Genomic DNA, 21,485 nt, shown 5'->3' on the forward strand with positions numbered 1-21,485 from the left:
TTCGCGAGCAGGCTCGCTCCCACCTTGGAATGCGTTTCCCTGTGGGAGCGAGCCTGCTCGCGAATGGCATCACCTCGGTTTCAGGCAAACCGGGGTTGTGCATCAACTCAGACTTTGAAACGGCCTACCAGCATCTGCAGATGCGTGCCCAGTCGCGCCAATTCAACGCTGGATGCGGCAGTCTCCTCGCTCGCCGCCGAGGTCTGATCGGACACATCGCGCACGTTCAGCACGCTGCGGTTGATCTCTTCGGCCACGGCGCTCTGCTGCTCGGCAGCGGCGGCGATCTGCTGGTTCATCGCCTGGATCGCCGAGACGGTGCGGGTGATGCTCTCCAGTGAGCCACCGGCACGCCGGGTCAGTTCGACGCTGCTGTCGGTGAGGCTGCGGCTGTTGTCCATGATCGTCGCCACTTGCTGGGTACCGTTTTGCAGGCCGACGATCAGCTCTTCGATCTCTTCGGTGGACTTCTGCGTGCGCTGGGCAAGGCTGCGCACTTCATCGGCAACCACGGCGAAACCACGCCCGGCTTCCCCGGCACGGGCCGCTTCGATGGCAGCGTTGAGGGCCAACAGGTTGGTTTGTTGGGCAACAGACTTGATCACGTCGAGGACGCTGCCGATCTTGTCGCTTTCACGCTTGAGCTCGCCCATGGCTTCAGTGGAGTGACCCACCTCGATTGCCAGACGCTCGATCTGGGCGATGGCTTCGCCGACGACCTTGTCGCCTTCACGGGCCTGTTGGTCAGCGGCGACAGCGGCCTCTGAGGCTTCTTCAGCGTTGCGTGCGACTTCCTGCACGGTGGCGGCCATTTCGTTCATGGCGGTGGCGACCTGATCGGTCTCCACCTTCTGATTGTTGACCCCGGCGCTGGTCTGCTCGGTCACCGCCGAAAGTTCTTCAGCGGCGCTGGCGATCTGCGTGACGCCGTCGCTGATGCCACCGATCAACTCGCGCAGGCCCTGGGTCATGCTTTGCATCGAGCGCTGTAACTGGCCGAGTTCGTCGCGACGCAGGGAAACCAGGTTGTGGGTCAGGTCACCGGCGGCCACGCGCTCGGCCACTTTCAGAGTCTGGGTCAGCGGAATGATGATTTGTCGGGTGATCGCCCAAGCGGCAATCAGACCGAAGGCCAGCGCCAGCGCAGTAGCGATAAGCAGCATGTTCTTGGCGTGGGCGGCATCGGTGTCGCGCACCACGGTTTGCGATTCGGTGAGCTTTTTGCTCGCCGCGATCAGGATGTCGCCCTGAGCCGACATGTTGGCCAGTGCGGCGGCGTTCTTGACCTGTGAATCACGGAACTGAGCGACAGCGGCGCGGTAAGCCTTGAGCGAGTCGGTGGCCTGCTGCAGGTTGGCGATGTGCTGCTCTGGCACGCGGGTCGGCAGGCTTTCGAGGTTCTTCAAGGCGTTGTCGATGGCGGTCAGCGCCGGTTGCTCGGCATCGGCCTTGCCGCTGTAGGTGTAACCGCGCACCTGATAGCGCGCCTGCTGCAACAGTTTGCTCAGCTCGATGACAGCGTTGTACTGCGCAACGCTGTCGCCTTGCAGCAGCGCACTTTCGACTTCGCCGACCTTGGCCACGGCATTATCGGCATTGGCGCCAAGCTTGCTGCGCGCATCTTCACGGTGCACGGTGGCCTGGGTCATTTCGCCGAAAGCGCGTTTGTATTCGGCAACCGCAGCCAGTTGCTGGTCGACCATCGCCACATCGGACGGCTGCTCGATCATGCCGCGTGCCGACTGCAAACCGCTTTCGAGTTTGCTGAGCAATTCATTGACCGCGCCCGGACCCTGTTCACCACGACGCATGTCGTAGTCCATGCGCGCCAGGCGCAGGTCTTTGGTCAGCTCATTGAGGCTGGAAATGAAGCCGAGCTTGTCGCCACGGCTGATGATGCCGCTCATGCCGGTCCAGCCGGTGAACGTGATCAACAGCGTCAGCAACAGCACCAGGCCGAAACCGATGCCCAGCTTGCGTTTGACGCTGACGTTTCCAAGACTCTCGGCTAACCAACGGTACATGCGACCACTCCCTTCGGACCACTTAATTGGACTTATAGGGGCTGTATCGGCTGGGTGGTGGCAATCTGTAACGCCACTTGTCTGCGACTGTAGGGGCTTGTAGGAGCTGACGAGTGCAACGAGGCTGCGATCTTTGATCTTGCTTTTAAAAACAAGATCAAAAGATCGCAGCCTTCGGCAGCTCCTACACAGGATCGGGGTCGCGTCAGAACAGGCGTGCGAGCAGGGCGGTGACGGCGGTTTCGACGCGCAGGATGCGCTCGCCCAATTGCACCGGTTGCAGGCCGGATTTGGCCAGCAGATCGATTTCGTAGGGAATCCAGCCACCCTCGGGGCCAATGGCCAGGGTCACCGGTTCGTTCAGGGCGCGCGGGCAGGGCGGGAAGTGGCCGGGGTGCCCGACCAGGCCGAGGGTGCCCGCGCTGATCGCCGGCAGCCGATCCTCAACGAAAGGCTTGAAGCGCTTTTCGATGACGATCTCCGGCAACACCGTGTCGCGAGCCTGTTCGAGCCCGAGGATCAACTGCTCACGAATCGCTTCCGGCTCGAGAAATGGCGTCTGCCAGAAGCTTTTTTCGACGCGATAGCTGTTGACCAGAATCACCTTGGCCACCCCCATGGTCGCGACGGTCTGGAACACGCGGCGGAGCATTTTCGGCCGGGGCAGGGCCAGTACCAGGGTCAGCGGCAGCTTGGCCGGCGGTGGCTGATCAAGGCTGACACGCAACTCTGCTTCGCCCGCTTCCAGACGCAGCAGCTCAGCCGAACCCATCAGTCCGTTGATGCGCCCGACGCGCAGGCTGTCGCCGACTTCCGAGCGATGAACTTCCTGCATGTGGGTCAGGCGCCGGTCGCGCAGGACCACGCGGTCGGCCGCAATGAAGTCGGCCTCTTCGAGCAGCAGCAGGTTCATGCCTGGGTCGCTGGCGGCTGGTCGTTGTGGTCGTCGGCCGGCGTTTCGTCCGGGCGTTCGCGCTTGCTGACCAGCGCGCCGAAGAGGATGCCGATCTCGAACAGCATCCACATCGGCACAGCCAGCAGGGTCTGCGAGAAGATGTCCGGCGGGGTCAGGATCATGCCGACCACGAAGCAGCCGATGATCACGTACGGGCGGATCTTCTTCAGGTATTTGACGTCGACCACGCCGATCCACACCAGCAGGACCACGGCCACCGGAATCTCGAACGCCACGCCGAAAGCGAAGAACAGCGTCATGACGAAATCAAGGTAACTGGCGATGTCGGTCATCATCTCCACGCCGGCCGGGGTGGCAGCGGCGAAGAATTTGAAGATCAATGGAAAGACGAAGTAATAGGCGAACGCCATGCCGATGTAGAACAGCAGGATGCTGGAGATCAGCAGCGGTACCGCGACGCGTTTTTCATGCTTGTACAGGCCCGGCGCGATAAAGCCCCAGATCTGATGCAGGATCACCGGAATCGCAAGAAACAGCGAAACCATCATGGTCAGCTTCAACGGCGTCAGGAACGGCGACGACACGTCGGTGGCGATCATCGTCGCGCCGACCGGCAGGTACTGGCGCAACGGCGTCGAGACGAAGGTGTAGATCTGCTGGGTGAACGCGAACAGCCCGGCAAAGATAATGAAGATCGCCGCCACGCAACGCAGCAGGCGGGTGCGCAACTCGGTGAGGTGCGATACCAGCGGCATGTGCTGGTCGTTTTCCGGAAGATCGCTCATGGGGCTCGCGGCGGCAGTGTAGGGTCTTGAGGCGCTGGTGTAGTCGGCGCGGCGGAGGGCGCTACGGGTTCAACCGATGTGTCTGTGGTAACCGGCGCCGGTCCTGGCGGTGTTACAACAGGTGCAGGAGTCGGAGCGGCAGCGCTGTGAATCGTCTGCTCGCCCACAGGCTCGACCGGCGTCGGCTCCTGTTGGCTCGGATTGAAGATCTTCCGCGCCTCTTGCTCCAGCGACAGAATATGTTCGTTGTGCAGTTGCCGACGGATCTCGTCGGCACCTATTTCACGTTCAACTTCCTGTTTGATCGCGTTGAAGCTGCGCTTCAGGCGGCCGACCCACAGACCGGCGGTGCGCGCCGCGCCCGGCAGACGCTCGGGGCCGAGCACCAGCAGGGCGACGAGGCCGACGAGCAGCAGTTCAGAGAAGCTGATACCAAACATTAGTCAGTGCTCACACGTCTTTGCGGATCGGCTCTTCGACTTTCTGCGCCTGCACATCGATGGTGTGCGGCGGGTTGGCCTGAGCGGTGGTTTGCGGCTGCACCGGTGGCACAGGCTGGGCCGGCGGGGTCACGCTCGGCTCGGCCGGTTTTTCGTCGTCGTTCATGGCTTTGCGAAAGCCCTTGATCGATTCGCCAACGTCGGTGCCGAGGTTTTTCAGTTTTTTGGTACCGAACACCAGCACCACGACAATCAGAATGACGACCCAGTGTTTCCAGTCAAAAATGCCCATGTGGCGATTCCTCTCTAAAAGTTGTTCAGGCGGACGGACGCGAGGCTTTCTCGACGTGTCCGGACAAGCCGAAGCGACGGTCCAGTTCATCCAGCACGGCCTGCGGATGCTGCCCCAGTTGGGCGAGCATGACCATGCTGTGGAACCACAGGTCGGCGGTCTCGTAGATCACATCACTGCAATCGCCGCTGATGGCGGCATCCTTGGCGGCAATAATGGTTTCGACCGACTCTTCGCCGACTTTCTCCAGAATCTTGTTCAGCCCCTTGTGATACAGGCTGGCGACATACGAACTGTCGGCGGCTGCGCCTTTGCGCTCTTCAAGTACCTGAGCGAGGCGGGTCAGGGTGTCACTCATGTGTGTGTCCTGCGGAATAGATAGCGTGCGGGTCTTTCAGAACCGGGTCGACCGTTTTCCAGTCGCCGTTTTCGAAGACCCGGTAAAAGCAGCTTTGACGGCCGGTGTGGCAGGCGATGTCGCCGATCTGTTCAACCATCAGGATGATCACGTCGGCGTCACAGTCCAGGCGCATTTCATGCAGGGTCTGCACATGGCCGGACTCTTCGCCCTTGCGCCACAGCTTGCCACGGGAACGTGACCAGTAGATTGCACGATTCTCCGCAGCGGTCAGTTCCAGCGCTTCGCGGTTCATCCAGGCCATCATCAATACGCGCCCGGTCTTGTGATCCTGGGCAATCGCCGGCACCAGGCCGTCAGCATCCCACTTGATCTCGTCCAGCCAGTTTTTCATCGTCAAATCTCGAAAAGCAGCAGCAAGCCATGAGCTTCGAGCTGCAAGTAAACGCACGTTGCGGCGTGCCTGTAGCGTCAAGCTTGAAGCTGGCAGCTTATAACTTGCAGCTCAATCGTGCTATCGGCGAACGACCAGATACAAACCGACCGCGATCATGATTCCGGCGGGCCAGTGCGCCCACTCGGTCAACGGACCACCCGCTGCGAGGATCGCGCCGCCGGCCAGATGCGCGCAGCCGAGCAGGCGCAGGAACCAGTCGTCCTTGCGTTTGTGCCACGGCGGCGGAGGGTCTTTGGCGTGGGGTTGCGACATGCGTTCGAGCAGATCGCGGGCCATGTTCGACAGGTGCGGAATCTGCTCCAGCTGGCTCTGCACGTTGCCCAGCAAGGCTTTCGGGCTGACGCGTTCGCGCATCCAGCGCTCGAGAAACGGCTGCGCGGTGTTCCACAGATCCAGATCCGGATACAACTGACGACCGAGGCCTTCGATGTTCAGCAAGGTCTTCTGCAACAGCACCAGTTGCGGCTGCACTTCCATGTTGAAGCGGCGTGCGGTCTGGAACAGGCGCATCAGCACCTGGCCAAATGAAATATCTTTTAACGGTTTTTCGAAGATCGGTTCGCACACCGTACGGATCGCCGCTTCGAATTCGTTGAGTTTGGTTTCCGCCGGCACCCAGCCCGAGTCGATGTGCAACTGCGCCACACGGCGGTAGTCACGCTTGAAGAAGGCGAACAGGTTGCGCGCCAGATAATCCTGGTCTTCCGGGGTCAGGCTGCCGACGATGCCGCAGTCGATCGCGATGTATTGCGGGCTCCACGGATTGACGGTGCTGACGAAAATGTTGCCCGGGTGCATGTCGGCGTGGAAGAAGCTGTCGCGGAACACCTGAGTGAAGAAGATCTCCACGCCACGCTCGGCGAGCATTTTCATGTCGGTGCGCTGGTCAGCGAGGGTCGCCAGATCGGTGACCTGGATGCCGTAGATGCGCTCCATCACCAGCACTTTCGGCCGGCACCAGTCCCAATAGACTTGCGGCACGTACAGCAGCTGCGAGCCTTCGAAGTTGCGGCGCAACTGGCTGGCGTTGGCCGCCTCGCGCAACAGATCGAGTTCGTCGTAAATGGTCTTTTCGTAATCCTGCACCACGTCGACCGGGTGCAGCAGGCGCGCGTCAGCGGAGAACTTCTCGGCGGCGCGGGCGAGGATGAACAGCCACGCCAGATCCTGCGCGATGATCGGCTTCAGGCCCGGGCGAATGACCTTGACCACGACTTCTTCGCCGCTTTTGAGCTGCGCCGCGTGCACCTGCGCTACCGAGGCCGAGGCCAGCGGGGCGACGTCGAAACGGCTGAATACTTCGCTGATTTTCTTGCCCAGCTGTTCTTCGATCAGCTTGATCGACAGCTGCGAGTCGAACGGCGGCACGCGGTCCTGCAGCAGCATCAGCTCATCGGCGATGTCTTCCGGCAGCAAGTCGCGGCGGGTCGAAAGAATCTGCCCGAACTTGATGAAGATCGGCCCCAGATCCTGCAACGCCAGACGCAGGCGCGCACCACGATTGAGTTCCAGCGGCTTGCGCGGCAGCCAGCGCCACGGCAGCAAAAAGCGCACGGCCAGAAGAAACCAGGGCAGCGGCAGATCGAACAGCAGGTCATCGAGGCGGTAGCGGATCACGACGCGCTGGATGCGCAACAGACGGCGGACGGCAAGCAGCTTCATGCGTTATCGCTTGGGTCGAGGGATCGGGAAAGGCGCTCGAAACGCGCCTCGAGTCGTTCCAGATCGAGTTTGATCCGGTCCAGTTCGCTGAATCGCGCTTCGGCTTCACGCTGCCCGACAAGGGTGCGTGATTCTTCGGCGAGGTATTCGGCAAGATTCTGGTTGAGGCTGGCAAATCCTTGTTGATACCAGCGTGCGCGGCTGCGCAGGTGACCACCGAGCAATTGCGTGGCGACCGGACCGAGCCAGCGCGAGAGTTCGTACTCCCAGTCCAGCTCAAGATCCTGCAGTACGCCGGCCAGCTCCAGCAACACACCGCTGTCGCCATCGAGCTCGACTTCCGGTGCATGCAGCACGGCGGTCTTGTCCTTGCTCAGGGCCAGTTTCACCAGGCTCGATGCCGGTGCGCGCAACGTGCAATCGACGTCCGCTGCCCACTGCGAAGCCAGCATCAGGCCTTCGTCACTGGGCAGTATGAACAGTTGCAGCGCCGGGTTGCGGCAGTCGACGGCAATCACCTTGCCGGTCAGATGCGCCAGGCGCGGCAGCGCCGTGCTGTCGAGACGCAGCACCCGGTTGAGGCCGAGTTCGACGCTGGCGAGCAGCCCGGTGAGCAACATCAGGGTTTGATGCCGCGGTGCAGGGCGACGATGCCTGCGGTCATGTTGTGATAGGTCACGCGGTCGAAACCGGCCTCGACCATCATCGACTTCAGGGTTTCCTGATTCGGGTGCATGCGGATCGATTCGGCCAGGTAGCGATAGCTTTCCGAGTCATTGGTGATCAGCTTGCCCATCAGCGGCATGAAGGCGAACGAGTAGGCGTCGTAGGCTTTGGACATCAGCGCGTTGGTCGGCTTGGAGAATTCCAGCACCAGCAGGCGGCCGCCGGGCTTGAGCACGCGCAGCATCGAACGCAACGCGTCCTCTTTGTGCGTCACGTTGCGCAGGCCGAAGGCGATGGTCACGCAGTCGAAATGGTTGTCCGGGAATGGCAGTTTTTCCGCGTCGGCCTGGACGAATTCGACGTTGCCGGCAACGCCCAGATCGAGCAGACGATCACGGCCGACCTTGAGCATCGACTCGTTGATGTCGGCCAGCACGACCTGGCCGGTCGGGCCGACGAGGTTCGAGAACTTGCGCGTCAGGTCGCCGGTGCCACCAGCGATGTCGAGCACGCGGTTGCCGCTGCGCACGCCGGAAAGCTCGATCGCGAAACGCTTCCACAGACGGTGCATGCCGCCCGACAGAAGGTCGTTCATCAGGTCGTATTTAGCGGCTACGGAATGGAAAACCTCAGCGACTTTTTCCGCTTTCTGGCTTTCCGGAACGTTTTTGAAGCCGAAGTGAGTGGTGGGTTCGGCATCGCTGCCTTTGCGCTGATCAGTCATATCGCTGTCACCAAAAGAGAATGCGCGACATTCTAATCCCCAAGCCATGCTTTGTCTTGGAATGGCTAAAGGTAAGATGGGCAACCTTCGGGACGATTTGCCGCAGATGCGGTCAAGATTCAACGTAAGCCATTCAATCATCAGGAGTCATTCCATGGCCAAAATCAGTGTTGAGCGCGCCCACACCCTGGGCAAGGAAGCCGCCCGCGAAAAGGCCGACAAACTGGCCACAAAGCTCAATGAACAATACGGCTTGGAGCCGCAATGGTCAGGCGACACCCTGAACCTCAAGCGCTCCGGCGTGAAAGGCGAAGTGCATGTGGCGGACGATTCGATCAGGGTCGACGTCGAACTGGGCCTGATGATGTCGGCCATGAGCGGCATGATCAAAGCCGAGATCGAGAAAGCCCTCGACAAAGCCCTGGCCTGATTTCCAGATTGAAATTCAGTCCCCTGTGGGAGCGAGCCTGCTCGCGAAAGCGGTGTATCAGTTGACTGAAATGTTGGCTGATATGACGCATTCGCGAGCAGGCTCGCTCCCACATTTGTTTTGTGATGCTCCCGCTGGTTAGGGTGCCCTTTCTAATTTTTCTCCCTACTTTGTGCCTGAGCCCGACACTCGTCCGGCAGTTCCTCAAACCTTCTGCGCGTGAGGTGCACCATGGCCAAAGTCATTTTGAAGAAAAAAATCGACGCTCCGACTTCTACCCTGAGCGACGTCAAATCCTATGCCCGCAAGATCTGGCTGGCAGGCCTGGGCGCCTACACCAAGGTCGGCCAAGAGGGCAGCGAGTACTTTCAAGAGCTCGTCGCCGCCGGTCAAACTGTTGAAAAGAAAGGCAAAAAAGCCGTCAGCGAAAAACTCCATGCGGCCAACGCCGAGATTGATGACGCGGCCACTCAGGTCAGCTCGTTCAAGGGTCGCGTGGAAGTTCAGCTCGACAAGGTCGAGAAGGCCTTCGACAACCGTGTAGCCAGCGCCTTGAATCGGATCGGCATTCCGTCTAAACATGACGTTGAGGCACTCTCTGCTAAGCTCGATGAGCTGACGGCATTGCTCGAACGCGTCGCGCGAAAATCTTAAGGAGAACGGGATGGCTGGCAAAAAGAACACCGATAAAGAAAGCAGCTCGTGGGTCGGGAAGGTCGAGTCCTACTCCCGCAAAATCTGGCTGGCTGGTTTAGGCGTGTACTCGAAGATCGACACTGACGGCAGCAAACTCTTCGATGCATTGGTCAAAGACGGCGAGAAAGCCGAGAAACTCACCAAGACTGCCGTCGGCAAGAAAGTCGAGGACTCGACCTCCTCGGCCAAGTCGCGTATCAGCGGCGTGAAAGATCGCGCACTGGGCAAGTGGGACGAGCTGGAAGGGGCTTTCGACAAGCGCCTGAACAGCGCGATTTCGCGCCTGGGTGTGCCGAGCCGCAATGAGGTCAAGGCGCTCAACGCCAAGGTCGATACGCTGACAAAGCAGATCGAAAAACTCACCGGTCTGAAAGCGCAGCCTGTGGCGGCAAAAACCGCTGCGGCGAAACCTGCCACTAAAACTGCAGCTGCCAAACCTGCGGCGAAAACCGCAGCCAAGCCACTGACCAAAGCGGCAGCAAAACCGGCTGCGAAAGCTGCGACCAAAACTGCGGCCGCCAAGCCTGCGGCCAAAGCGGTAGCCAAACCGGTTGCCGCCAAGGCCGCTGCCAAACCGGCAACCAAAGCGGCAGCAAAACCTGCGGCTAAAGCTGCAGCGAAACCAGCGGCCAAGCCAGCAGCGAAAACTGCTGCCGCCAAACCCGCTGCGAAGCCTGCGGCCAAACCGGCTGCGGCGAAAAAGCCTGCAGTGAAAAAACCGGCTGCGCCGAAAGCCGCTGCGCCGAAACCGGCCGCCGCACCATCGACTGCTCCAACAGCTCCGGCCAACGCGGCAAACTCCGCTGCGGCACCTACGGCAGCCGCTACTCCGACTGCAGCATCGACACCGTCGACGCCATCCAGTCAGTCCTGATTTCAGGGCAAATCAAAAACGCCCGGCCTGTGAAGGTCGGGCGTTTTTGTTTGTGCATTCCAAGCGGCCCCTCACCCCAGCCCTCTCCCCAAGGAGAGGGAGCCGACCGAGGTGTCCTGCGTCATACGTCGACCTGAACAAATCGAGTCGATTATCGATTCAAAGAAGCTCGCTCAGGTCGGCGTAGCTCGCGAGCATCCCCCAATCAGTCCCCTCTCCCTCCGGGAGAGGGTTAGGGTGAGGGGCTTTTCGGGTCAGTCGTGATCCTCAAGGTATTGCAAGGCCACCCGCTCTGTCGCCACCTTCACTGGCGGCAGCAAATGCGGCGCCACCAGCATCATGATCTGATAAACCACCAACCTGACCTCACCCTCACGATCAAGAATCCGCTGGTAATCCAGCGAGAACAGCAACGTCATGGTCACCTGCTCCACCAGTTGCCCCAATGCCTGGGTATCGCTGACCAGTTGCCCCGAAGCCTTCAATCGCGCCAGCAACGACGCCAGCGTGCGCTTCAGCGCATTGAGCAGATTGCGAATCCCCTTGGCCAGTTTCGGCAAGCGCCCGGCGAGGTTCGACAGGTCCTGGAACAGGAACCGGTATTGCGCCAGGCGCTCGACGATCAAATGCAGAAACAGCCAGTAATCCTCCGGCGCCAGTTCAACGTCCGGCGGTGGGTCGAGCAGGGGCGCGAGCTCGTGCTGGAAGCGTTCGAACAGGCCGAGAATCAGCGGTTCCTTACCGTGGAAGTGGTAGTAGAGATTGCCCGGGCTGATCCCCATTTCGTTGGCCACCTCCATGGTGGAAACGTTCGGCTCACCCTTTTCGTTGAACAGTTGCAGCGCACATTCGAGAATCCGGTCGCGGGTTTTCATCCAGTCTTCTTAGAAAAAATCGGTTGAGCGTCAGCGCACATGCACATAGGTGCCGGGTGCCGCTTCCATCGGTGGGTAGTTCGGATTGCCGAGGGTGGTGCGAGTCTCATTCAGAGCGCCGGAGCGTTGGGCGACCCATTCCAGCCACTGCGGCCACCAGCTGCCGTCGACGTGTTTGGCATCGTAGTACCAGGCACGCGGGTCGCTGCTCAGTTTGGCGTTCTCGACGTAGGCAGCTTTCGGGTTGCTCGGCGGGTTGAGGATGCTCTGCACGTGGCCGCTGTTGGACAGCACGAAACGTCGTTCGCCACCGAGCAGCAGGGTCGAGCGATACACCGCGTCCCACGGCGTGATGTGGTCGTTCATGCCGGCGACGCTGAAGCTGTCGACATTGACCTTCTGCAGATCGATCGGCGTACCGCACACCTCGAGACCGCCAGCGTGGATCAGCGGGTTGTGCTTGAAGAAGTCCAGCAGATCGCCATGCAGCGCCGCCGGCAGGCGGGTGTTGTCGTTGTTCCAGTAGAGAATGTCGAAGGCTGGCGGCTCCTTGCCCAGCAGGTAGTTGTTGACGAAATAGCTCCAGATCAAATCGTTGGGGCGCATCCAGGCGAAGACCTTGGCCATGTCGCGACCATCGAGCACGCCTCGCTGGTACGAGCGACGTTTGGCCGCTTCCAGTGTTTGCTCGTCGGCGAACAGCGTGGCCGGGGTTTCGATCTGGCTGTCGAGCAGACTGACCAGGTACGTCGCGCTGGCGACCCGGCGCAGTTGCCGTTTGGCCTGCAAATGCCCTTGCAGGGCGGCAATGGTCAGGCCGCCGGCGCAGGCGCCCATCAGGTTCACTTCACGCGCGCCGGTAATCGCCCGGCAGATGTTCATCGCTTCTTCGACCGCTTCGACGTAACTCGACAGGCCCCACTCGCGATGGCGCACATCAGGGTTGCGCCAGCTGATCATGAAGGTCTGCAGGCTGTTTTTCAGGGCGTACTGGACGAAGCTGTTCTGCGGGCTCAGATCGAAGATGTAGTACTTGTTGATTTGCGGCGGCACCACCAGCAAGGGCTTGGCGTACTGCTTTTCGCTCATCGATTTGTACTGGATCAACTCGAACATTTCATTGCGAAACACCACAGCCCCAGTGGTGGTCGCTACGGTTTTGCCGACCTCGAACGCCTGCTTGGTCACTTGCCGTGGCAGGCCGTCGTTGTGCAACAGATCATCGAACAGATGGCTCAGGCCACGCACCAGACTCTGCCCGCCGGAATTGAACAGCTCCTTGACCGCCAGCGGATTGAGCAGGGTGTTGGACGGCGCTACGGCGTCATTGAGCAGAGTGAAAGCGAAGTGCGCACGGGCACGATCTTCAGGGCTCATGTCGCCTTCATCGATCCAGCTCTTGACCTGTTTCTGCCAGGCCAGATAAGCCTGCAGGCTGCGTCGGTAGAACGGGTTGAGGCTCCACGCCGGATCGGCGAAGCGGCTGTCTTGCGGATTGGTCGGGTGCAGGGTTTCGCCGAGCAGCACGCGCCCCAACTGCCCGCCAAGCTTCAGCGCGTGCCTGGCGCTGTGCAACGGATTGCGCAAGCCGTGGGCGGCGACGCTGCGCAGTGTCGACAGCAGATCCCTGCCACGCAGACCGGCGATCGCACTTTGGGCGTTGATAAACACGGCGGGGCTGGGCACCACGCCCGTCGCTGGTTTTTCGCGCATGACTCAACACTCCTTCGTCTTCAGGGCAAAAACACACTCACCGAACCAGAACACCATAGACGCTGTTACCGGTTGCTGCCTGCGCGGCGTCCTGCCGCGCGCTTGATTTGGAAAGTGCTGCATAAAGCAGGCCGCCGCGATCAGCCGCCGAGCGGGGTCGGATGCGGGTGCATGACTGCGCGCAGACGCTCCTCTTCGAGAAACTTCATGATGATCGGCGCCACCGCTTCGGCGCGAGTGATCAGGAACAGATGGCCGTCATCGATGATGTGCAACTGCGCATTGGGAATGCGCCAGGCGAGCATGCGCATGTTGATCAGCGGAATCAGCGGGTCGTCATCGCCGGCCAGCACCAGCGTCGGCTGATGGATCTTGTGCAGCCAGTGGATGCTGGTCCAGCCGAGGCCGGCGAACAGTTGCCAGTAGTAACCGAGCTTGCCCGCCGAGCGCACTTTCGCCGCATGGCTGGCAGCCAGCGTCGGGTCGCGACGGAACGAGCCGCCGTAGATCATCGGCGCGATGCGGATCACATGGGATGGCTGAATGTAGCGGCGCGGGCTGGCCATCATCCACAGCACTTTCGGCTTGCCCGGGACCATCACTGCACCGGCCGCGGTCGCCGCCAGTACCAGTTTCTTGCAGCGCTCGGGATAGTCGTAGGCAAACTGCTGCGCCAGAGCTCCACCCCACGACACGCCGATCACATTGACCTTGCCGTAGTCGAGATAGTCGAGCATCCGCGCCGTCAGTTTGGCCAGGCCGGGGAAGCGATACGGCCGGTTCGGCGTCGACGATCCGCCGACCCCTGGCACGTCGAAGGCGATCACTTCCAGATCCGGGTCGAGCGCCGCGACAAACGGGAACACCAGCTCCAGGTTGGCGCCGATGCCGTTGAAAATCAGCAGAGGCGTCAAATGAGGCTTGCCGGGACGCACCGCCGTGCGGAGGGTCTGGCCATCCAGATCGACGGTGCGGAATATGAACGGTTGCGGCATGCGTGAGGCCCTGTAGATTTCAAGTCCACCCGTATTCCTGTAGGAGCGGACCTTGTGGTGAGGGGATTTATCCCCGTTCGGCTGCGAAGCAGTCGTGAATCGAGTAGCCGCGGTGCGTTTGACAAATCACGGTTTCAGGATTCGGGGTCGCTTCGCAACCCAACGGGGATAAATCCCCTCGCCACAAGGCCCTCTCCCACAATGGGTGGTGTCAGTTACCGTTCGTGAACATAAGTGCCCGGCGAAGCCTCGCCTGCCGGGTACGCTTTGTTGCCCAGTTTCGTCGGGGCCTTTTTCAGGTTGCCCGAGCGCTCGGCCAGCCATGCCTGCCAGTACAGCCACCAGGAATCGGTGTGCTTGGTCGAGTTTTCCTGCCAGTCATCGGCAGTCGCCGCCATCTCTTCGCTGGTCATGTAACGCGATTTCGGGTTGCCCGGCGGGTTGAGGATGCTCTGGATATGGCCGCTGCTCGATAGCACGAATTCAACTTTGCCGCCGAACAGTTGCGCCGACTTGTAGCAGGACTTCCACGGCGTGATGTGATCGTTGGTGCCGGCCAGCGAGAAGATGTCGGCGGTGACCTGCTTGAGGTCGATCGGCGTGCCGCACACTTCCAGTGCATTGGGGCGGATCAGTGGATTGTTTTTGAACATCTCGATCAGGTCGCCGTGGAACGCAGCGGGCAGGCGGGTGGTGTCGTTGTTCCAGAACAGAATGTCGAACACTGGCGGCTCATTGCCGAGCAGGTAGTTGTTGACCCAATAATTCCAGATCAGATCGTTGGGGCGCATCCAGGCGAAGACCTTGGCCATGTCTTTGCCTTCGAGCACGCCGGCCTGGTAGGAGTGGCGCTTGGCGGTCTCCAGAGTCTGCTCATCGACGAACAGGGCGACGTCGCTGTCCAGGGTGGTGTCGAGCACGCTGACCAGCAAGGTGAGGGCGTTGACCTTGTTCTCGCCGAGCGCGGCGTAGTGGCCGAGCAGGGCGGTGCAGGTGATGCCGCCGGAGCAGGCGCCGAGCATGTTGACGTCTTTGCTGCCGGTGATCGCGGTGACTACGTCGACCGCTTCCTTCAGCGCTTCGATATACGTCGACAGACCCCACTCGCGCTGGGCCTTGGTCGGGTTGCGCCAGCTGATGATGAAGGTCGGCACATTGTTGCGCAGGCAGAAGCGCGCCAGACTCTTGTCCGGGCTCAAGTCGAAGACGTAGAACTTGTTGATCTGCGGCGGCACTACCAGCAGTGGGCGTTCGTGGACCTGCTCGGTGATCGGCCGGTACTGGATCAGCTCCAGCACATCATTGCGGAACACCACAGCACCTTCGGTGACGCCGAGGCTCTTGCCGACTTCGAACGCGCCCATGTTGACCTGGCTCGGCATGCCGCCGTTGTGCACGAGATCCTTGGCCAGATGCGAGAGGCCATCGAGCAGGCTTTTGCCGCCGGTTTCGAAGAAGCGTTTGACCGCCGCCGGGTTGGCCGCCGTGTTGGTCGGCGCCATGGCTTCGGTCATCAGGTTGATGACGAAATGCCCGCGAGCGATGTCCTTGGGGGACAGGCTGCTGTCATCGATCCAGGCATGCAGTTCCTTGCGCCAGGCCAGGTAGGTTTGCAGATAACGTTTGTACAGCGGGTTCTGGCTCCACGCCGGGTCGGCGAAACGGCGGTCGTCACCGGCCGGTTGCAGCGCGGATTTGCCCAGCAGCACGTTTTTCAGCTCGAGGCCGAAATGGGTCACGTGCCTGACGCTGTGAATCGGTTGTCTGATGGCCTGTTTCAGCACCATCCGAGCAGAGGCCAGCAGATCCTTTCCGCGCAGCCCGACGACGGGGTTAAGCCCCAGAGTGTTTTCCGAGGCTTGGTACTTCAGGTCATCGTTATTCTTGTCACTCATCTACGACGCTCCATTGTCCTGAGACGAGTACCCGGTTTCACGCTGTCGCTTCCACAGCCAATGCCGGGTACTACTGCTCGGGTGACCGTTGATTCTGCATAGCTGCTTTACAGTCGTAGAGCACTGCAGGGAACTTGCCAGCTCCATTGGTTACCCGAGTTTAATTTTTTTCGCAAGCGGCCGATCCGGGGCCATATGCGCGGAGCATTCAAACAGATGAAGTTAGAAAATGCCCTCTAAAGAGCAAGAGCCACGGCCTAGAGCATCAGCTTGACGAACGACTCGTTCGGATCGCGGGATTTTCCGGCCGCGCGCAGCTCGGCAAGATAATCGTCCCAGAGTTCGTTCTGGCGTTTGCCGAGTTCGTAGAGGTATTCCCAAGTGAACAGGCCGCTGTCGTGACCGTCGTCGAAGGTCAGTTTCAGTGCATAGTTGCCAGCCGGTTCCAGCTTGCTCAGACCCACGTTGAGCTTGCCGAATTGCAGGATCGGTTTGCCGTGGCCCTGGACCTCGGCAGAAGGGGAGTGCACGCGCAGAAACTCCGCGGGCAGGGTGAATTCCTCGCCGGACGCGTAAGTGAGCGTCAGGGTTTTCGAGGCTTTGTGCAGTTTGATGTCGGTGGGGATTCGATTCATGGGCTGGCGTCCGATGTGTGGGCGACCCTGATTCAAATGTGGGAGCGAGCCTGCTCGCGAAAGCGGCGGGTCAGACGGCATTGATACCGCCTGACACGACCTCTTCGCGAGCAGGCTCGCTCCCACAGGGTCCGCTACCGCTGTAAGTATGGCTTACAGGATATAACGGGACAGATCTTCGTTCTGCGCCAATTCGCCGAGGTGGCTGTTGACGTAGTCGGCGTCGATCAGAATCGCCTTGTCATCATGGGCGCTGGCGAGGTCGCCGGCGCTGAACGACACCTCTTCGAGCAGACGCTCAAGCAGGGTGTGCAGGCGACGGGCACCGATGTTCTCGGTTTTCTCGTTGACCTGCCAGGCGATCTCCGCCAGACGCTTGATGCCCTCGGGCTGGAACTGGATGTTCAGGCCTTCGGTTTTCAGCAGCGCGCAGTATTGCTCGGTGAGCGATGCATGCGGTTCGCTGAGGATGCGTTCGAAGTCTTCCGGGCTCAGCGCCTTGAGCTCGACGCGGATCGGCAGACGACCTTGCAGCTCCGGTACCAGATCGCTCGGCTTGCTCAGGTGGAACGCACCGGAAGCGATGAACAGGATGTGGTCAGTCTTGACCATGCCCAGCTTGGTGTTGACGGTGCAGCCTTCGATCAGCGGCAGCAGGTCGCGCTGTACGCCTTCACGGGAGACATCGGCGCCGCCGACATTGCCGCGCTTGGCGACCTTGTCGATCTCGTCGATGAAGACGATACCGTGCTGTTCGACCGCTTCCAGCGCCTTGGCCTTCAGTTCTTCTTCGTTGACCAGACGCCCGGCTTCTTCATCACGCACCAATTTCAGCGCTTCCTTGACCTTGAGCTTGCGCGACTTCTTCTTGCCCTTGCCCATGTTGGCAAACAGCGATTGCAGCTGGTTGGTCATCTCTTCCATGCCTGGCGGCGTGGCGATCTCGATGCCGGAGACTTCGGCGACTTCGATCTCGATTTCCTTGTCGTCCAACTGGCCTTCGCGCAGACGCTTGCGGAACAGCTGACGCGTGTTGGAATCGGAACTCTGCGCCTCTTCATTGCTGAAGCCCATGCGTGCCGGCGGCAGCAACGCGTCGAGGATGCGGTCCTCGGCAGCGTCTTCGGCGCGGTGGCGTACGCGGGTCATTTCCTGTTCGCGGAGCATCTTGATCGCGGCATCGGCCAGATCACGGATGATCGACTCGACGTCACGGCCGACATAACCGACTTCGGTGAATTTGGTCGCTTCGACCTTGATGAACGGCGCATTGGCCAGTTTCGCCAGGCGACGGGCGATCTCGGTTTTACCGACACCGGTCGGGCCGATCATCAGGATGTTCTTCGGGGTCACCTCAACGCGCAGCTCTTCAGGCAGCTGCATGCGGCGCCAGCGGTTGCGCAGGGCAATCGCGACGGCGCGCTTGGCATCGTCCTGGCCGATGATATGGCGGTTGAGTTCGTGGACGATTTCGCGGGGAGTCATGGACATAGTAATTGACGGTCCTCAAGCAGAAACAAGCCGTGGCACATGGGCCGCAACAGGCTTATTCAGCGAGATCCTGCTCCTCAATGGTCTGGGTGTGGTTGGTGAATACACAGATGTCGCCGGCGATGCCGAGAGCGGTTTCGACGATCTCGCGCGCCGACAGGTCGGTCTTTTTCAGCAGGGCGCTGGCGGCGGCTTGCGCGTAGGCGCCGCCGGAACCCATGGCGATCAGGCCATCTTCGGGTTCGACCACGTCACCGTTGCCGGTGATGATCAGCGAAGCATCCTTGTTGGCGACCGCGAGCATCGCTTCGAGGCGGCTCAGGGAGCGGTCGGTGCGCCATTCCTTGGCAAGTTCGACGGCGGCGCGGATCAGGTGACCCTGATGTTTTTCGAGCTGGCCTTCGAAACGTTCGAACAGGGTAAAGGCGTCGGCGGTGGCACCGGCGAAACCGGCGATGACCTGGCCGTGGTACAGGCGACGGACCTTTTTGGCGTTGCCTTTCATCACGGTGTTGCCGAGAGAAACCTGGCCGTCGCCGCCCATGACGACTTTGCCGTGGCGGCGGACTGAAACGATGGTGGTCAAGGGAAGAGTCTCCACGCAGCGGGGCGAAAATGCCTTATGCCCATTCATATGGGGGTGCTGGAGGGGATTTCAACCGGCAGGGACGATGGGAGACGAATGGTGTGTGTGATGACTGTGGCGAGGGGATTTATCCCCGTTCGGCTGCGGAGCAGTCGCGAAACCATCATTTGCGGTATGCCTGCTGCACCGCAATGGCTGGTTTCAGGGCTGCTCCGCAGCCAAACGGGGATAAATCCCCTCGCCACAAAGTTTGAAGGTCACCTGCAAGTTGCAGCTGACCTCTGAGAGCCTTAGCGGCTCTGGCGTTGTTGTAACAACAGGTTGCTGAAGCCGGCGCCAGCCAGTTGTTTCTGCGCCGTGGTCAGTTGTTCACGGTTGCTGAACGGGCCGACCAGCACGCGATACCAGGTTTCATCCTTGACCGTGCCGGACTCCACCGACACGGCCTGGCCGAGCAGAATGATCTGCGCGCGAACCTTGTCGGCATCGGTTTCCTTGCGGAACGAACCGGCCTGGAGGAAAAACTTGGTCACTGGCGCGGCCTTGCTCACCGGTGGCGCTGGCGGCGGCGTGATCCCCGCCAGAGCTGCCTGTGCCCGTGCGGTGTCGATCTTCGCCGCTTCGGCCGGGGTTACCGGCGTGGTCGGGACGGCCGGCACTTGCGGCGTCGGCAGGGTCTTTTCCGGCACCGCGTCCGGCGGCACGATCACTTCCGATTCCGGCAGCAGGGTGTAGAAGTCGTACTTCGGTTTCACCGGTTGCGTCGGGCTCGGCGGGGTCTTGTTGGCCTCGGCGATCTTCGACGCTTTCTGCTGCTGTTCGACCTTCTCGCGCTTGACCGTGTCGCTGCCCTTGCCCGGTTCCAGTTTCATCAGAAACACGATGAACGCGCCGACGGCAAGGCCGATGGCCATCCACAGCCAGCCCGGAATCGGTTGTTTCGCCGGGGCCTGATAGCGGCTGGCGCCGCGTTTGGGTGCAGGTTTTTTCTTGGCAGCCAACTTACATACGCTCCAGAGTTTCCAGACCCAACAGCTCCAGGCCTTGCTTGAGGGTGCGACCGGTCAGTGCGGCCAGACGCAGACGGCTCTGCATCTGTGCCGGGGTGTCGGCGGCGAGGATCGGGCAGTTCTCGTAAAAGCTGGAGAACAGGCCGGCGACGTCGTACAGGTAAGTGCAGAGAATGTGCGGCGTGCCTTTTTCAGCCACGTTGTTCAGCACTTCGCCGAACTGCGCCAGCTTCGCCGCCAGCTCCTGCTCGTGCGCCGCTTCGAGGACGATCTGGCCGTCGACTTCGCTGAAGTCCTTGCCCAGTTTGCGGAACACACCGGCCACGCGGGTGTAGGCGTACAGCAGATACGGCGCGGTGTTGCCTTCGAAGTTGAGCATCAGGTCGAAGTTGAAGCTGTAGTCGCTGGTGCGATGCTTGGACAGGTCGGCGTATTTCACCGCGCCGATGCCGACGACCTTGGCGATGTTGCGCAATTCGTCTTCGGCCAGGGTCGGGTTCTTCTCTTTCACCAGGTTGTAGGCGCGTTCCTGGGCTTCGGTGAGCAGGTCGATCAGCTTCACAGTGCCGCCATCACGGGTCTTGAACGGACGGCCATCGGCGCCGTTCATGGTGCCGAAACCCATGTGTTCCATTTCCATCGGATGGGTGACGAAACCGGCCTTGCGCGCCACAGCGAAAACCTGCTGGAAGTGCAGGGCCTGACGCTGGTCGACGAAATACAGCGCGCGATCAGCCTTGAGCTTGCCGCTGCGGTAACGCACGGCCGCCAGGTCAGTGGTGGCGTACAGGTAACCGCCATCGGCCTTGACGATGATCACCGGCAGCGGGTCGCCATCGGCGTTCTTGAACTCGTCGAGGAACACGCACTGGGCGCCGTTGCTCTCGACCAGCATGCCGGCAGCCTTGAGGTCGTTGACCACGTTGATCAGGTCGTCGTTGTAGGCGCTTTCGCCCATCACGTCGGCCATGGTCAGTTTGACGTTGAGCAGTTCGTAGATCTTCTGGCAGTGCGACAGCGAGATGTCCTTGAACTTGATCCACAGCGCCAGGCATTCGGCATCGCCAGCCTGCAACTTGACCACCAGGCCACGCGCGCGATCGGCAAATTCTTCGGACTCGTCGAAACGCTGCTTGGCCGCACGGTAGAAGTTTTCCAGATCGGACAATTCGTCGCTGGTGATCGGGTTTTCCTGCAGGTACGCCATCAACATGCCGAACTGGGTGCCCCAGTCGCCGACGTGGTTCTGGCGGATCACTTCGTCGCCGAGGAACTCAAGCACGCGGGCCACGCCGTCGCCGATGATGGTCGAGCGCAAGTGGCCGACGTGCATCTCTTTGGCCAGGTTCGGCGCCGACAGATCGACCACGGTGCGCTGCGCCGGGCCGGCCTTGCGCACGCCGACATGGGCGTCGGCCAGTGCGGCGTCGAGGCGCGAGGCCAGTGCCTGGGTGTTCTGGAAAAAATTGATGAAGCCCGGGCCGGCGATTTCGGCCTTGGTGACGTTCTCGTCAGCGGGCAGTGCGGCGATGATTTTCTCCGCCAGATCCCGTGGCTTCATGCCGGCCGGCTTGGCCAGCATCATGGCGATGTTGCTGGCGAAGTCGCCGTGGGTCTTGTCGCGGGCGTTCTCCACCTGGATCGCCGGCGTCAGGCCTTCAGGCAACACACCTTCGTTGACGAGTTGGGTGAGGGCTTGCTGGATCAGCTGGCGAATGGTGTCTTTCATGGTCTTCTCTTTCGACCGCAAGCGCGGCGGGCGCATCGATGCGCGGGTGGAAAAACTGGGCATTATCCGTTGCGAAGACGGGCTTGCCAACCTTAGCAGGCAGGATGTGGATATGTGGTGACAAAAAGTCCGCTTTCGCGAGCAGGCTCGCTCCCACAAGGTTTTGCGCAGGACACACAAGGTATGTACGGCGCTGATCCACTGTGGGAGCGAGCCTGCTCGCGAAAGCGAT

At 60.8% G+C, this 21,485-nt stretch carries 23 protein-coding genes and 1 pseudogene; 4 read left to right on the top strand and 20 right to left on the bottom strand.

Going from position 1 to position 21,485, the window contains the following annotated elements:
* Positions 1–107: 107 nt before the first annotated feature.
* From PSH90_RS27420 to ubiE, 11 genes and pseudogenes are all read right to left on the bottom strand, one after another.
* Positions 108–980, bottom strand: coding sequence for a methyl-accepting chemotaxis protein (locus PSH90_RS27420; protein WP_370695128.1), 873 nt, complete (start codon positions 978–980; stop codon positions 108–110).
* A 30-nt stretch (positions 981–1,010) separates the two neighbouring features.
* Positions 1,011–2,024, bottom strand: a pseudogene (locus PSH90_RS27425) (methyl-accepting chemotaxis protein); the annotation flags it as partial.
* A 205-nt stretch (positions 2,025–2,229) separates the two neighbouring features.
* A complete protein-coding gene (locus PSH90_RS01780) occupies positions 2,230–2,937 on the bottom strand; it encodes a 16S rRNA (uracil(1498)-N(3))-methyltransferase (protein WP_056787298.1) in 708 nt (235 codons plus the stop codon).
* Complete coding sequence (tatC, locus tag PSH90_RS01785; protein ID WP_016772075.1) at positions 2,934–3,725, bottom strand: twin-arginine translocase subunit TatC; 792 nt, start codon at positions 3,723–3,725, stop codon at positions 2,934–2,936. Before tatC ends, PSH90_RS01780 begins: the two co-directional genes overlap by 4 nt.
* On the bottom strand, positions 3,722–4,165 hold the full coding sequence (gene tatB / locus PSH90_RS01790; protein ID WP_150741730.1) for a Sec-independent protein translocase protein TatB: 444 nt from the start codon (positions 4,163–4,165) through the stop codon (positions 3,722–3,724). The genes tatC and tatB overlap by 4 nt, the downstream gene beginning before the upstream one ends.
* Before the next feature lie 10 nt (positions 4,166–4,175).
* A complete protein-coding gene (locus PSH90_RS01795) occupies positions 4,176–4,457 on the bottom strand; it encodes a twin-arginine translocase TatA/TatE family subunit (RefSeq protein WP_016772073.1) in 282 nt (93 codons plus the stop codon).
* Between the two features lie 25 nt (positions 4,458–4,482).
* The gene (locus PSH90_RS01800) at positions 4,483–4,815 is read right to left on the bottom strand and encodes a phosphoribosyl-ATP diphosphatase (protein WP_003220849.1); all 333 of its coding nucleotides are present in this window, start codon (positions 4,813–4,815) and stop codon (positions 4,483–4,485) included.
* Positions 4,808–5,209 (bottom strand): phosphoribosyl-AMP cyclohydrolase, encoded by a 402-nt coding sequence (gene hisI, locus PSH90_RS01805; RefSeq protein WP_007899278.1) that lies wholly within the window; start codon positions 5,207–5,209, stop codon positions 4,808–4,810. Before hisI ends, PSH90_RS01800 begins: the two co-directional genes overlap by 8 nt.
* Positions 5,210–5,329: 120 nt before the next feature.
* On the bottom strand, positions 5,330–6,934 hold the full coding sequence (gene ubiB, locus PSH90_RS01810) for a ubiquinone biosynthesis regulatory protein kinase UbiB (protein ID WP_056787303.1): 1,605 nt from the start codon (positions 6,932–6,934) through the stop codon (positions 5,330–5,332).
* Positions 6,931–7,554, bottom strand: coding sequence for an SCP2 domain-containing protein (locus PSH90_RS01815; RefSeq protein ID WP_122508488.1), 624 nt, complete (start codon positions 7,552–7,554; stop codon positions 6,931–6,933). The genes ubiB and PSH90_RS01815 overlap by 4 nt, the downstream gene beginning before the upstream one ends.
* Positions 7,554–8,324 (bottom strand): bifunctional demethylmenaquinone methyltransferase/2-methoxy-6-polyprenyl-1,4-benzoquinol methylase UbiE, encoded by a 771-nt coding sequence (ubiE, locus tag PSH90_RS01820; protein ID WP_016772069.1) that lies wholly within the window; start codon positions 8,322–8,324, stop codon positions 7,554–7,556. Before ubiE ends, PSH90_RS01815 begins: the two co-directional genes overlap by 1 nt.
* 154 nt (positions 8,325–8,478) lie before the next feature.
* Between ubiE and PSH90_RS01825 the strand changes: the two genes are divergently transcribed.
* From PSH90_RS01825 to PSH90_RS01835, 3 genes are all read left to right on the top strand, one after another.
* On the top strand, positions 8,479–8,754 hold the full coding sequence (locus PSH90_RS01825) for a polyhydroxyalkanoic acid system family protein (RefSeq protein ID WP_150638023.1): 276 nt from the start codon (positions 8,479–8,481) through the stop codon (positions 8,752–8,754).
* Positions 8,755–8,985: 231 nt separating this feature from the next.
* Positions 8,986–9,408: a phasin family protein gene (locus PSH90_RS01830; RefSeq protein WP_076565216.1), complete on the top strand. Its 423-nt coding sequence runs from the start codon at positions 8,986–8,988 to the stop codon at positions 9,406–9,408.
* Positions 9,409–9,418: 10 nt separating this feature from the next.
* Positions 9,419–10,324 (top strand): phasin family protein, encoded by a 906-nt coding sequence (locus tag PSH90_RS01835; protein ID WP_305382028.1) that lies wholly within the window; start codon positions 9,419–9,421, stop codon positions 10,322–10,324.
* 254 nt (positions 10,325–10,578) lie between these two features.
* On the opposite strand, the gene PSH90_RS01840 is transcribed toward PSH90_RS01835, so the two are convergent.
* The 9 genes from PSH90_RS01840 to argS form a co-directional block, all read right to left on the bottom strand.
* On the bottom strand, positions 10,579–11,199 hold the full coding sequence (locus PSH90_RS01840; RefSeq protein ID WP_305382029.1) for a TetR/AcrR family transcriptional regulator: 621 nt from the start codon (positions 11,197–11,199) through the stop codon (positions 10,579–10,581).
* 30 nt (positions 11,200–11,229) lie between these two features.
* Positions 11,230–12,912, bottom strand: a complete 1,683-nt coding sequence (gene phaC / locus PSH90_RS01845) for a class II poly(R)-hydroxyalkanoic acid synthase (RefSeq protein ID WP_095181035.1) — start codon at positions 12,910–12,912, stop codon at positions 11,230–11,232.
* A gap of 140 nt (positions 12,913–13,052) precedes the next feature.
* Positions 13,053–13,907 (bottom strand): poly(3-hydroxyalkanoate) depolymerase, encoded by an 855-nt coding sequence (phaZ, locus tag PSH90_RS01850; protein ID WP_076565220.1) that lies wholly within the window; start codon positions 13,905–13,907, stop codon positions 13,053–13,055.
* Between the two features lie 215 nt (positions 13,908–14,122).
* Positions 14,123–15,802, bottom strand: coding sequence for a class II poly(R)-hydroxyalkanoic acid synthase (gene phaC, locus PSH90_RS01855; RefSeq protein WP_041477559.1), 1,680 nt, complete (start codon positions 15,800–15,802; stop codon positions 14,123–14,125).
* A gap of 257 nt (positions 15,803–16,059) precedes the next feature.
* The gene (locus tag PSH90_RS01860; RefSeq protein ID WP_133337328.1) at positions 16,060–16,437 is read right to left on the bottom strand and encodes a gamma-butyrobetaine hydroxylase-like domain-containing protein; all 378 of its coding nucleotides are present in this window, start codon (positions 16,435–16,437) and stop codon (positions 16,060–16,062) included.
* Between the two features lie 153 nt (positions 16,438–16,590).
* A complete protein-coding gene (hslU, locus tag PSH90_RS01865) occupies positions 16,591–17,928 on the bottom strand; it encodes an ATP-dependent protease ATPase subunit HslU (protein ID WP_041477561.1) in 1,338 nt (445 codons plus the stop codon).
* A gap of 55 nt (positions 17,929–17,983) precedes the next feature.
* Positions 17,984–18,514, bottom strand: coding sequence for an ATP-dependent protease subunit HslV (hslV, locus tag PSH90_RS01870; RefSeq protein WP_007968352.1), 531 nt, complete (start codon positions 18,512–18,514; stop codon positions 17,984–17,986).
* A 290-nt stretch (positions 18,515–18,804) separates the two neighbouring features.
* The gene (locus PSH90_RS01875) at positions 18,805–19,515 is read right to left on the bottom strand and encodes an SPOR domain-containing protein (protein WP_305382030.1); all 711 of its coding nucleotides are present in this window, start codon (positions 19,513–19,515) and stop codon (positions 18,805–18,807) included.
* A 1-nt stretch (position 19,516) separates the two neighbouring features.
* Entirely contained in the window at positions 19,517–21,253 is a 1,737-nt protein-coding gene (gene argS, locus PSH90_RS01880) for an arginine--tRNA ligase (protein WP_305382031.1), read from the bottom strand.
* Here argS and PSH90_RS01885 point away from each other — a divergent pair.
* Positions 21,252–21,374, top strand: a complete 123-nt coding sequence (locus PSH90_RS01885) for a hypothetical protein (RefSeq protein ID WP_016772057.1) — start codon at positions 21,252–21,254, stop codon at positions 21,372–21,374. The two genes, argS and PSH90_RS01885, sit on opposite strands and share 2 nt — an antisense overlap.
* Positions 21,375–21,485 lie beyond the last annotated feature (111 nt).

Source organism: Pseudomonas sp. FP1762 (assembly GCF_030687105.1).
Lineage (GTDB): Bacteria > Pseudomonadota > Gammaproteobacteria > Pseudomonadales > Pseudomonadaceae > Aquipseudomonas > Aquipseudomonas siliginis.